Genomic DNA, 10,790 nt, shown 5'->3' with positions numbered 1-10,790 from the left:
GCCCGGACCCGTTCCTGGTATTTGAAACGAAAAACACAGGGGACTCGCGTGTTACCGCCGGCACGGGCGTTGTAGGGAGCCGGCTCGAGCTTCGGGGCATTGCCGTGGTGATCGGCGAAGACCAGGGCCGGCGGTTCTGCTCCATCCACGCTGGCGTGCTGGTAACGGTAGTGCCAGCCCTCCTCGGCGGCCAGGCGCTCGATCAAGGCCAGGTCGCTTTCCCGGTGCTGGACGCAGTATTCCCGTTCTTCCGGTACCCGTTTGAGGTCGAAGCGCGTATTCACGATGCCCCGCTCTTCCAGCAGGGTGCGGACGATAGTCCCGGTGTCCTGGCCCTGGAAGATCCGGCTGTTGTGCATCAGGCCCAGGCGCCACAGGGGTGGCTGGAAGACCAGCTCATACCGGGTGCGACGGTGGCCGGTCTCCCCTCGGGCACATTCGTTCACCACACCGGTGAAGCGGCGCAAGGGCTGGCCGTCCTGCCAGACCACCAGGTCCACACGCTGTTCCAGCAGGGAGTCGGCGGAGACATCGGGATCGGTACTGGCCAGGTCCAGTCGGCCCTGGAATAGCTCGGAGAGGTGCTCGGTCAGCGCGAAGGCGACCACGGCGAAATGATCAGAGGGGAAGTCACCGACACGGGCGGTGAACTGCAATCCGCTTGCCTGGGGCATGTCTTCAGTCCTTGAAGGGTTGATTCGGTCCGTTGAATCGGTGCGGGGGGTCAAGCCATCGGATCCTTGATGGGGTGCCCGCAGAGTTGGAGAAGGTACCAGTGGCTTTGGAGAAAATCCAGAGTTTGGGGGTGGGTGTAAAGATGGGGTCAGATGAACACGTTCATCAGACCCCTGGGGGTGGGGGTGAAGGTGGGGTCAGAAGAAAGCCTTCTTCTGACCCCGGGTTTGGCCGCGAACTCGGAGTGGGGAATTGAAGGTGGGGTCAGAAGAAAGCTTTCTTCTGACCCCGGGTTCAAACAGTCCCCGACACCCCTTCAGCTCACTCCGGCTTGTACAAGCGCTGGATGCTGGAGAAATCCAGCTCGCCATTGCCCTGTCCGGCGTGCAGCTGGAACAGGTTGCGTGCCAGTGCGCCCATGGGGATGGAGGCCTGGTTCTTGACGGCGTTGTCGAAGGCGAGGCCCAGGTCCTTGGTCATAAGGTTGACCAGGAAGCCACCCTGATAGTCACGCGAGGCGGGCACGCCCTCCATCACGCCTGGCCATGGGTTGTAGACGTTCAGCGCCCAGTTGCCACCGGAGCTCTGCTTCATGATCTCGGAGAGCACGGCAGGGTCCAGGCCATTCTGAACACCCAGGGCCAGGGCTTCGCTGGTACCAGCCATCAGGATCGCCAGCAGCATGTTGTTGCAGATTTTGGCGACTTGACCGGAGCCGTGGGGGCCGGCGTGGAAGATGTTTTTGCCCATGGCATCAAGGATTGGCTCGGCGCGTTTGAAGGTACTTTCCTCACCGCCGCAGATAAAGGTCAGGGTGCCGGCCTTTGCACCGCCGACGCCACCGGAAACCGGGGCATCAATGAAATCCAGGTTCTTGTCGGAAGCTGCTTCGGCTACACCACGGGCCGTCTCCGGCGCAATGGTGGAGGAATCGATGACCAGGGTTCCGGCAGGCAGCTTGGCCAGCAGACCGTCTTCTCCCAGGTAAACAGCTTCCACGTGCTTACCGGCCGGCAGCATGGTGATCACACACTCCGCACCTTGCGCAGCTGCTTCAGCAGTATCCGCAGTTTTGGCGCCCTCGCCCACCAGTGCCTCAACGGCCGCTTTGGACAAGTCGAAAACCGTGACTTCATGCCCCGCCTTGACCAGGTTCGAAGCCATGGGACCACCCATGTTGCCCAGACCGATGAATGTAATCTTTGCCATATCTCTTCCCCTTGTTGTTGTATTCCGATGAGTGGGCCGCTGCAAAGCGCGCACCCCGGCAATCAGTTGAAAAAGTCGTCGATCCAGTCGCCGTCCATCTCTTCCAGCGACGCGAACCGCCAACGGGGCTGCAAATCCTTGTCGATCAGCAGTGCCCGGATACCTTCGGCAAACTCGCCCTTCTTCAGGCAGTTGCAGGACAGCACCAGCTCCTTGTCCAGAACTTCCTTCAGACCATCGAGTCGGCAGCCATGCAGGTGCCGCCAAACCAGAGCCAGGGATGTAGGCGAAGCGTTACCAAGCCCCTTGGTAACTTTCCCCAACCAGTCCTCACGACCGCCCAGTTCAGTGAGCTGATTGACCACCTGCTCCAGCGAATCGGCATCGGTTACCCGGTTGATCTCGTCAAAGTGCTGTCGGACCGGAGACTCAGGCAGGTCCTCCTGACTGTGCTGTTCGTACTGGCGGAGCACCCGGCCGACCACGGCATGGGGGTCTTCATCACGCCAGTCGCTACCGGTAAGCGTCTCAATCACACGTTCCTTGAGGCTGTGTTTCACAAACCGGTCTGCCATGCCCACAAACAGTGCATCGGAAGCGTTGATTCTGGCCCCGGTCAGACCCAGGAACAGGCCGGTACGCCCCGGCATGCGGTTGAGGAACCAGCCGCCCGCAACATCGGGGTAGAGCCCTATGTTCACTTCCGGCATGGCCATTTTCGAGTTCTCGGTCACCACCCGGTGGGAGGCACCGACCATAAGCCCGATACCGCCCCCCATCACGATGCCGTTACCCCAGCAAATCAGGGGCTTCGGGAAGGTATGGATCTGGTAGTCGAGCTCATACTCCTCGGTGAAGAATCGTTCGCCCTCACTGGCACTGCCCGGTTCGGTCATGCTGCGGTACAGGGAGACGATATCGCCGCCGGCGCAGAACGCCTTGTCGCCCTCGGCCTCTAGCCAGACCGCACACACCTGCGGATCCTTCGCCCAGCGATGCAGCTGGGGCTTGAGCAGGTGAATCATGTCCATGGACAGTGAGTTCAGGTTTTTCGGAGTATTCAGGCGGGCCACGGCGATCATCGCGCCGTCCGCGGTTTTCCACTCCTCAAAGACAATCGGTTGATCGCTCATAACAGTCCTCGCGCCGGCGTTTACCGGTTCTTCCACTGAGGTTTGCGCTTCTCGAGGAACGCGTTCACGCCTTCCCGCTGGTCTTCGGTGTAGAAAAGCTCCACGAACAGCTCCCGCTCCATGCGCCAGCCATCACTGTGGCTGCGGCCATCCCGGGCGCTCATGATCAGATTCTTGCAGCGGGCAACGGCCGACGGACTCTGCTTGCAGGCACCCTCAGCCAGCTCCAGGGCCTTCTCCAGACCCTTGCCTGTGGGCACCACGTCCTCGACCAGGCCAATTTTCAGGGCCTTGTCGGCATCAACACGCTCACCACACAGGATCATGCGCTTGGCCCAGCCCTCACCCACCAGCCAGGGCAGGTTCTGGGTGCCGCCGGCGCAGGGCAGCAGGCCGACGCTGGCCTCGGGCAACGCCATCTGGGCATGCTCCTCGGCGATTCGGATGTCACAGGCCATGGCGCATTCCAGGCCACCACCCATGGCATAGCCGTTCACCGCGGCGATGGACACACCGCGGAAGGCGGTCAGTGCCGAAAAGGCCTGCCCGAACAGCTGGCCCATGTAGTTGGCGTTGGCCTTGTCCCCATCGGCAAACGACTTCAGATCGGCACCGGCGGAGAAGAATTTTTCACCCTGCCCGGTAACGACGAGGGCGAAGATGTGCTTGTCCTCGTTAAGCTCCTCGACGGTTTTGGTCAGGGCCTGCAGGGATTCCGCGGTCCAGGTGTTGGCCGGCGGGTTGTCGATGGTCAGGATTGCGATGTGTCCGCGTTTTTCGAGCTGGATGAGATCGCTCATGTTGTTTTTCCTTCCTGTAAACATGGGGTCAGATGAAAGCGTTCATCTGACCCCGGTTTTGACTTTGGGGGTCGGCTTGAACATGGGGTCAGATGAAGGCTTTCATCAGACCCCTTTTGGGCCCCGACTCTGGGGTCTGAAGAACACTTTCTTCTGACCCCGTTTTTTATCTCGTACTCACTGCAACTCTGGGGTCTGAAGAAAGCTTTCTTCTGACCCCACGTTCGCATTGAACTACTGAATCGCCTCAGCCACGCCGTCTTCCAACAACCGGCGGGCCACGATCAGGCGCATGATCTCGTTGGTCCCTTCCAGGATCTGGTGCACCCTCAAATCCCGGACGTAACGCTCCAGCGGGTACTCCCGGATATAACCATAGCCACCATGCAGCTGCAGCGCCTCGTTGACCACATCAAAACAGGCGTCAGTGGCGAAGCGTTTTGCCATGGCGCAGTGCAGGGTTGCTTCCGGATCGCCGCTGTCCAGTTTGAACGCGCCCAGGCGTACCATCTGCCGGGCCGCCACCAGGTTGGTGGCCATATCCGCCAGCTTGAACTGCAGCGCCTGGAAGGCCGCCAATGGTTTACCGAACTGCTCGCGCTCATGCATGTAGTTACGGGCCCGGAGCAGTGCGGCCTGGGCACCGCCCAGTGAACAGGTGGCGATATTGAGACGGCCACCGTCCAGGCCTTTCATGGCGATTGCGAAGCCGTCACCTTCCTCACCCACCCGGTTACTGGCAGGTATCCGCACATTTTCCAGGCTGACCAGACGGGTCGGCTGGCTGTGCCACCCCATCTTGTCCTCGTTCTTGCCGTAGGAGACGCCGTCGGCGTCGGCGGGAATCACAAAGGTGGAAATGCCTTTGGAACCACTGTCGGCATCGCCGGTCCGGGCCATCAGTACCAGGATGTCGGTGCTGCCGGCGCCGGAGATGAACATCTTGCTGCCGTTGATCACATAGCTGTCGCCGTCGCGCACGGCCTTGGTGCGCAGACTGGCCGCGTCGGAACCGGCACCGGGTTCGGTCAGGCAGTAGGAAGCCAGCCACTCGCCACTGGCGAGCTTGGGCACGATCTCCTGCTTCAGATCATCGGAGGCAAAGCTGGCCACCATCCAGGTTGCCATGTTGTGGATCGTGATGAAGGCCGCGGTCGACGGGCAGGCGGCCGCCAGTTCTTCCACAATGACCGACGTGTCCAGTCGGGACAGTCCCATGCCTCCCAGGGATTCCGGGGTATAGAGCCCCATAAAACCCATCTCGCCGGCTTCTTTCATGACGTCTACCGGGAAGATGTGCTCTTCGTCCCATTTGGCGGCATGGGGTGCCATGGATTTTTCAGCGAAGGCCCGGGCCGCATCCCGGAAGGCCAGCTGGTCTTCGGTCAGGTTAAAGTCCATTACCAGGCTCCTGTCATGTCAAAAGGGTAAAAAGAAGGGGCCGGAACTGATTCCGGCCCAAGACCTCACCCTCAACGCTTTAACGAAGCTGAATGGAGAAATTGGTGTCAGAGGAGGCCGCTTCGCTGGAGAACCAACGGGACGTTACCGTCTTGGTTTCAGTATAGAAGCGAACCGCCTGCTTGCCGTAGGCATGCTGGTCACCGTAGAAGGAGCCCTTCCAGCCGGTGAAGGAGAAGAACGGCAGGGGCACCGGAATGGGGATGTTCACACCCACCTGACCCACGTCGATATCGTGCTGGAAGCGACGTGCAGCACCACCGTGGTTGGTGAAGATGGAGGTACCGTTGCCGTAGGGGCTCTGGTTGATCAAATCGATAGCCTCACCCAGATTGTCCACGTTCACGCAGGACAATACCGGCCCGAAGATTTCTTCCTTGTAGATATCCATTTCCGGCGTAACCTCACTGAACAGGGTCGGCCCTACCCAGTTGCCGTCCGGCAGTCCGTCAACGGTGCATCCGCGACCGTCAAGCAGAAGCTTGGCACCCTGGGCCTCGCCAGTGGCAATCAGGGACTCGATGCGGTCCTTGGCCTTGGCGCTGATGATCGGGCCATAGCTGGCACCGGAATCGTTCCAGGCGCCCGGACGGGCCTTGGCCATGGCTTCTTTCAGCTCCGGAATCCATTGCTGGGCCTCGCCCACGAATACCGCGACAGAGATCGCCATGCAGCGCTGGCCGGCAGCACCCACGGAGGCACCTACCAGGGCGTTGATAACCTGCTGCTTGTCAGCATCCGGCATGATCACCATGTGGTTCTTGGCGCCGGCAAAGCTCTGGACACGCTTCATGTGGCGGGTGCCGGTTTCATAGATATAGCGGCCAACCGGAACAGAACCTACAAAGGAAATGGCCTTGATGGCCGGATCGGTCAGCAATGTATCGACCTGTTCCTTGGCGCCATGGACCACCTGCAGGACGCCCTTGGGTGCGCCGGCTTCCTCGAACAGTTCGGCCAGACGCATCGGGGTCAGAGGATCCTGTTCGGACGGCTTCAGGATGAAGGTGTTACCGCAGGCGATGGCCATCGGGAACATCCACAGGGGGATCATCGCCGGGAAGTTGAACGGGGTAATGCCCGCACAAACGCCCAGCGGCTGGATCCAGGAGTGGGTATCCACTTCCCGGGCCACGTTCTCGACCGTCTCCCCCATCATCATGGAGGCCACGTTGGCAGCGTGCTCAACCACTTCAATGCCGCGCCAGACATCGCCCTTGGCGTCGTCGAAGGTCTTGCCGGTTTCCTGAGCCAGGATCTCGGCAATTTCATCGTGATGCTCTTTCAGCAGCGCCTGGTAACGGAGCATGACCCGGGCCCGCTCGGAAACCGGGGTTTCTTTCCAGCTTTTGAACACCTCGCCGGCGTTATCGATGGCCTTGCGCATTTCGTCTTCGGTGGCGCACGGCACCTTGGCGATCACTTCGTTGGTAGCAGGATTGGTGACATCGATCCAGTTGCTGGTCTGGCTCTGGACAAATTCACCGGCAATATACTGGGGAACATTCTTCATGTTGGAATCCCTGGTTTGTTGTTATGTGGGAACGGCTTCACCCCCTCGGGGTTCGGCCACGATTGGAAAAATCCTAGCACGGGGATTGCCGGCGGGTGATTGACTAAATTTCGCCCATGATGGATTATTTTTCGATGACCAGACTTTCAAAGAACGAATCTACAGCGCAAACCTCACAATGGCCGGTACCAGCGGACAGTGTTCGTTATGTAGTTCCGGACCCCATTGTTCGGCTTCTGTCCAGCCATCCACTGACCCGGGAGCTCTACCCGCTGGCTTTCGGGCACTACCGAAAGGCCGCCGGTCACCACATGCATCGCGAACATCATCGCGACAATCTTTTGATCTACTGCACAGATGGCAAGGCCTTTCTGAACGTGGCCGGAGAGCCCTACACCGTGCAGGCAGGAGACCTGCTATTGCTACCATCCGGGGCCAGCCACCGCTATACCGCCGACCCGGATAACCCCTGGACGATCCATTGGGTGCACTACACCGGTCCGCTGGCCGAGGATTTCCGGAACTACATGGGGTTTGATGGCCCCACCCGCATCCGGCACCTTGGCCGCCAGCCCCGGTTACTGGTGGATTTCAACGGCCTGCTCTCGGTCCGGCAGACCGGCTTCCGTACCCGGGGCCTGATCCATGCAGCAAACCGACTGCGTCAGTTGCTGGCTGCGGTACCTCTGAATGTGGACGAAACCAGCCAGGAACGCCGGGCCGAACTGGATACCATTCACAACTATATGCGGGAGCACCTCGAAGAGCGCCTCACCCTTGAGCAACTGGCGGAACTGGCCGGCCTGTCCCCGGCGCACTTTGCCACCCGTTATCGGGAACAGACCGGCAGCTCACCCATCCAGCATTTCCTGCACCTGAAAGTGGAACGCGCGTGCCAGATGCTGGACACCACCGGCCTCAGCTTTGCCGATATCAGCCGACGGCTGGGATACGACGATGCCTACTATTTTTCCCGCCTGTTCAAGAAGGTCATGGGCCAATCGCCAAGGGATTACCGCCACACGGCCCGTCACTGAAGGCCAGAGTGGCCAGGGGGCGCGCCTACGACTTTCGTTGAAGATACTGAACCGTTACTCTGGAGCCATAGCCAAAAACAAGAGATTGAGTCATGGCACAGTACACGATCGAGATAAATGAAACCTTCGATATACCGCGACGACGAGTCTTTGCCCTGTTTGCGGACCACCAGCGCTTTGGCAAGCTTCTCGGCGCTCCGATCAAACGCATCCGGGACAGCGACCAGGCCGATCCCAACGGCATCGGCTCGGTCCGCAAGATTGGCATCGGGCCCCTCGGTCTGGAGGAGACCGTTCTCAGCTTCGAGCCCGAGGCTCTGATCGAGTACACAGTTACGAGCATGAGCCCGATACGCAATCACCTGGGCCGGATTCGGTTTGAGGATACCGAGGACGGCCAGACAAGGGTGCATTACACCATCAGCTTCGAAGACATTGTGCCGTTCACCGGAAAGGTGGTTTCCACCGCCCTGGAGCAGGGAATTCGCCGGGGAATCAAACGAGTGCCGGAACTCGCCTGATACCCGACGGACAACAAATCGTTACTTGATGAATGTCACAGAATTGACCTGCGGCAAAAGTTTGCATTTATCAATTCTGTAACCTTCCGCCAGGTTTGCAATATCCGGCTAATCGGCCGAAAACAAAATCCTGGCGGGAGACAGTAATGGCAGCAGAGCCCATTGTCCTGTTCGATAACGGACACCACAAATGCCTGATGTTCGATTCCCTGGTAACCGGTGAGGGCGTCCAGTCCAACCAGTTCCTCATCGTCGACGGCAAGCACGAAGCCCTGATCGATCCGGGCGGAGACCTGACCTACACCCCACTCTCGGTGGCAGCTTCGCGCTACATGAACATCAAGGACATGGACTACGTCTTTGCCTCTCACCAGGATCCGGACATCATCGGCGCCATCGACCGCTGGATCGTCCACACCCGCGCCAAGATTGTCACATCACGACTGTGGGCCCGATTCCTGCCGCACCTGGTTTCCACCTATGTGACCAACCAACTGTCCGGCAGTGTTTACGATCGTATCGTGAGCATCCCGGACGCCGGTGCCAAGGTGCCCTTCGGGGACTCTTACCTCAGCTGCATGCCGGCGCATTTCATGCACTCAGTCGGCAACCTCCAGTTTTACGATCCGGTGTCGAAGATCCTGTTTTCCGGCGATCTGGGCGCTTCTCTGGGCGGCGAGGACGATCATCTGCCTGTCCAGGATTTCGAGCGCCACATTCCCAGCATGATCGGCTTCCACCGCCGATACATTGCCTCAAAAAAGGTCTGCCGGCTCTGGGCCAGCATGGTGAAGGAACTTGAGGTCGATATGATCGTGCCGCAGCACGGCAAGCGCTTCGAGGGGCCTGCCATGGTTCAACGCTTTCTGGACTGGGTCAGCGATATGGACTGCGGAATCGACCTGATGACGCAGGAAAACTACCGGCATCCAGTCGACTACATCTGATCAGCAAGGAACGGCCCCGCACAGCCGTTCCCCGCTTCGGCACCTATGGCCCACAAGGAGCCTCACACTATTGAGAAGGCGGGCTTAATAGGTGCTTTCAATCTCCCCTCTGTGCCCTCTTCTCCGGTCTTTCATGCCGGCCCCGTCATCCATATCCCTTGCATCAGGGCGTCCGGCCGCCGTAGACGGCAGGTTCTCGATATCCTCGATGCTCTGCACCCCTCCACGGGGTAGGACCTCTCCCCGCTCCAGCTGCATCCTGCGGTTCTGGTGTATTTCATAATTACTGCGTTGGCTTACCATGCCGGAATTCATATGGGCCGAGCGCTCCATCATCATTTCCTGTTGCCGCAATTGACGCTCCCAGTTGTCCCCGTACGACGGTGAAACAACCAGCACCAAGGCCAGCGCTCCCAAGCCAGACATTACCTGTTTCATTGCGATACCCTCCATAGAAAGCCCGATATCCCCGGACTCAGGAACAGCATCAACGGCTCAGCCCTGACGGCCTCACCATCAAAATCGGGATAGTCTCCGGACCACGCTCAATAATGCTTAGAGGGCCACTTGGGCAATTCGTTTCAGCAACCACACAAGAAATTTGTCTTGCAGACCTCTTCCAGGCCTTCAGGACCGTTGTGCCTGAAGCGCGAACGCCCGCTCCAAAGCCCACGCCCGGCCAAATAAGCCTGTTCCGGGGGAGCATAGTTCAGTAAAATCCGGCCTTTTCCCCGGAATACAAAGAGGCAGCGTAGATGGGCAGAGCCTACCAGAACCGCAAAGAATCCATGGCCAAGACGGCCGCTGCGAAAACCAAGGTCTACAGCAAATATGGCCGCGAGATCTACATGTGCGCAAAGTCTGGCGGCATTGATCCCCAGGCCAACCTGACACTGCGAGGCCTCATCGACCGGGCCAAGAAAGACCAGGTTCCCAGCCACGTCATTGAAAAGGCCATCGACAAGGCCAAAGGCGGTGGTGGCGAGGATTACTCCCCAGCCCGATACGAAGGCTATGGCCCCGGCAATTGCATGGTGATCGTGGACTGCCTGACCGACAACCCCAACCGCACCTTTGGTGACGTGAGGCTCGCTTTCACCAAGACCAAGTGCAAGATCGGTACGCCCGGGGCCGTCGCCCACATGTTCGATCACTGCGCGATTTTCGCGTTCAGCGGACAGGACGAGGAAGCGGTACTCGAGGCCCTGATGGAAGCCGATGTGGATGTAACGGATATCGAACACGAGGACGGCCGCATCACCGTGTTCACACCGAACACCGAATATGCCAAGGCCAAACAGGCGCTGGAAGCGGCCTTCGAGGGTATCGAGTTCGACGTGGATGAAATCCAGTTTCTGCCGAAGACCACCACCCCGGTGGAAGGTGACGACATCCCGATGTTCGAGAAATTCCTGGACATGCTGAACGAGCTGGACGACGTCCAGAACGTTTATCACAACGCCGAAGTCAACGAATAACCTGTCAGGGCAATTG

At 59.3% G+C, this 10,790-nt stretch carries 11 protein-coding genes; 4 read left to right on the top strand and 7 right to left on the bottom strand.

Annotation, left to right across the window (positions count from 1 at the left end; genetic code table 11):
* From MD273_RS16150 to MD273_RS16125, 6 genes are all read right to left on the bottom strand, one after another.
* Positions 1 to 674, bottom strand: a 674-nt coding sequence (locus MD273_RS16150) for a type VI secretion system Vgr family protein (RefSeq protein WP_251068312.1), incomplete at its 3' end; no start/stop codon positions are given.
* 322 nt (positions 675 to 996) lie between these two features.
* Complete coding sequence (gene mmsB, locus MD273_RS16145) at positions 997 to 1,884, bottom strand: 3-hydroxyisobutyrate dehydrogenase (RefSeq protein WP_239038827.1); 888 nt, start codon at positions 1,882 to 1,884, stop codon at positions 997 to 999.
* Between the two features lie 62 nt (positions 1,885 to 1,946).
* A complete protein-coding gene (locus MD273_RS16140) occupies positions 1,947 to 3,017 on the bottom strand; it encodes an enoyl-CoA hydratase/isomerase family protein (protein ID WP_239038826.1) in 1,071 nt (356 codons plus the stop codon).
* Positions 3,018 to 3,037: 20 nt separating this feature from the next.
* Positions 3,038 to 3,817, bottom strand: a complete 780-nt coding sequence (locus MD273_RS16135) for an enoyl-CoA hydratase (RefSeq protein WP_239038825.1) — start codon at positions 3,815 to 3,817, stop codon at positions 3,038 to 3,040.
* A 234-nt stretch (positions 3,818 to 4,051) separates the two neighbouring features.
* Positions 4,052 to 5,218, bottom strand: coding sequence for an acyl-CoA dehydrogenase family protein (locus MD273_RS16130; RefSeq protein WP_239038824.1), 1,167 nt, complete (start codon positions 5,216 to 5,218; stop codon positions 4,052 to 4,054).
* Positions 5,219 to 5,297: 79 nt separating this feature from the next.
* Positions 5,298 to 6,791, bottom strand: coding sequence for a CoA-acylating methylmalonate-semialdehyde dehydrogenase (locus tag MD273_RS16125; RefSeq protein WP_239038823.1), 1,494 nt, complete (start codon positions 6,789 to 6,791; stop codon positions 5,298 to 5,300).
* A 116-nt stretch (positions 6,792 to 6,907) separates the two neighbouring features.
* Here MD273_RS16125 and MD273_RS16120 point away from each other — a divergent pair, with 116 nt between their 5' ends.
* The 3 genes from MD273_RS16120 (at position 6,908) to MD273_RS16110 (ending at position 9,296) form a co-directional block, all read left to right on the top strand.
* Complete coding sequence (locus MD273_RS16120) at positions 6,908 to 7,828, top strand: AraC family transcriptional regulator (RefSeq protein WP_285229170.1); 921 nt, start codon at positions 6,908 to 6,910, stop codon at positions 7,826 to 7,828.
* A 92-nt stretch (positions 7,829 to 7,920) separates the two neighbouring features.
* Positions 7,921 to 8,349: an SRPBCC family protein gene (locus MD273_RS16115; RefSeq protein WP_239038821.1), complete on the top strand. Its 429-nt coding sequence runs from the start codon at positions 7,921 to 7,923 to the stop codon at positions 8,347 to 8,349.
* Between the two features lie 146 nt (positions 8,350 to 8,495).
* Positions 8,496 to 9,296: an oxygen-binding di-iron domain-containing protein gene (locus MD273_RS16110; protein ID WP_239038820.1), complete on the top strand. Its 801-nt coding sequence runs from the start codon at positions 8,496 to 8,498 to the stop codon at positions 9,294 to 9,296.
* Between the two features lie 84 nt (positions 9,297 to 9,380).
* Here MD273_RS16110 and MD273_RS16105 read toward each other — a convergent pair whose 3' ends face one another.
* Positions 9,381 to 9,734, bottom strand: a complete 354-nt coding sequence (locus MD273_RS16105) for a hypothetical protein (RefSeq protein WP_239038819.1) — start codon at positions 9,732 to 9,734, stop codon at positions 9,381 to 9,383.
* A gap of 317 nt (positions 9,735 to 10,051) precedes the next feature.
* On the opposite strand from MD273_RS16105, the gene MD273_RS16100 reads away from it, so the two are divergent.
* A complete protein-coding gene (locus MD273_RS16100; RefSeq protein ID WP_239038818.1) occupies positions 10,052 to 10,774 on the top strand; it encodes a YebC/PmpR family DNA-binding transcriptional regulator in 723 nt (240 codons plus the stop codon).
* Positions 10,775 to 10,790: the final 16 nt, after the last annotated feature.

This window comes from Marinobacter sp. C7, from assembly GCF_022343555.1.
In the GTDB taxonomy this organism is placed as follows: Bacteria; Pseudomonadota; Gammaproteobacteria; order Pseudomonadales; family Oleiphilaceae; genus Marinobacter.
Note: the sequence above shows the minus strand (reverse complement) of the source record. Positions and strands in the feature narration are given on the sequence as shown.

Bases quoted from the DNA above. Each gene is read 5' to 3' on its own strand.
- MD273_RS16100 (WP_239038818.1), top strand. From the start codon at position 10,052: ATGGGCAGAGCCTACCAGAACCGCAAAGAATCCATGGCCAAGACGGCC.
- mmsB (WP_239038827.1), bottom strand. From the start codon at position 1,884: ATGGCAAAGATTACATTCATCGGTCTGGGCAACATGGGTGGTCCCATG.
- MD273_RS16135 (WP_239038825.1), bottom strand. From the start codon at position 3,817: ATGAGCGATCTCATCCAGCTCGAAAAACGCGGACACATCGCAATCCTG.
- MD273_RS16110 (WP_239038820.1), top strand. From the start codon at position 8,496: ATGGCAGCAGAGCCCATTGTCCTGTTCGATAACGGACACCACAAATGC.
- MD273_RS16105 (WP_239038819.1), bottom strand. From the start codon at position 9,734: ATGAAACAGGTAATGTCTGGCTTGGGAGCGCTGGCCTTGGTGCTGGTT.
- MD273_RS16140 (WP_239038826.1), bottom strand. From the start codon at position 3,017: ATGAGCGATCAACCGATTGTCTTTGAGGAGTGGAAAACCGCGGACGGC.
- MD273_RS16130 (WP_239038824.1), bottom strand. From the start codon at position 5,218: ATGGACTTTAACCTGACCGAAGACCAGCTGGCCTTCCGGGATGCGGCC.
- MD273_RS16125 (WP_239038823.1), bottom strand. From the start codon at position 6,791: ATGAAGAATGTTCCCCAGTATATTGCCGGTGAATTTGTCCAGAGCCAG.
- MD273_RS16115 (WP_239038821.1), top strand. From the start codon at position 7,921: ATGGCACAGTACACGATCGAGATAAATGAAACCTTCGATATACCGCGA.
- MD273_RS16120 (WP_285229170.1), top strand. From the start codon at position 6,908: ATGATGGATTATTTTTCGATGACCAGACTTTCAAAGAACGAATCTACA.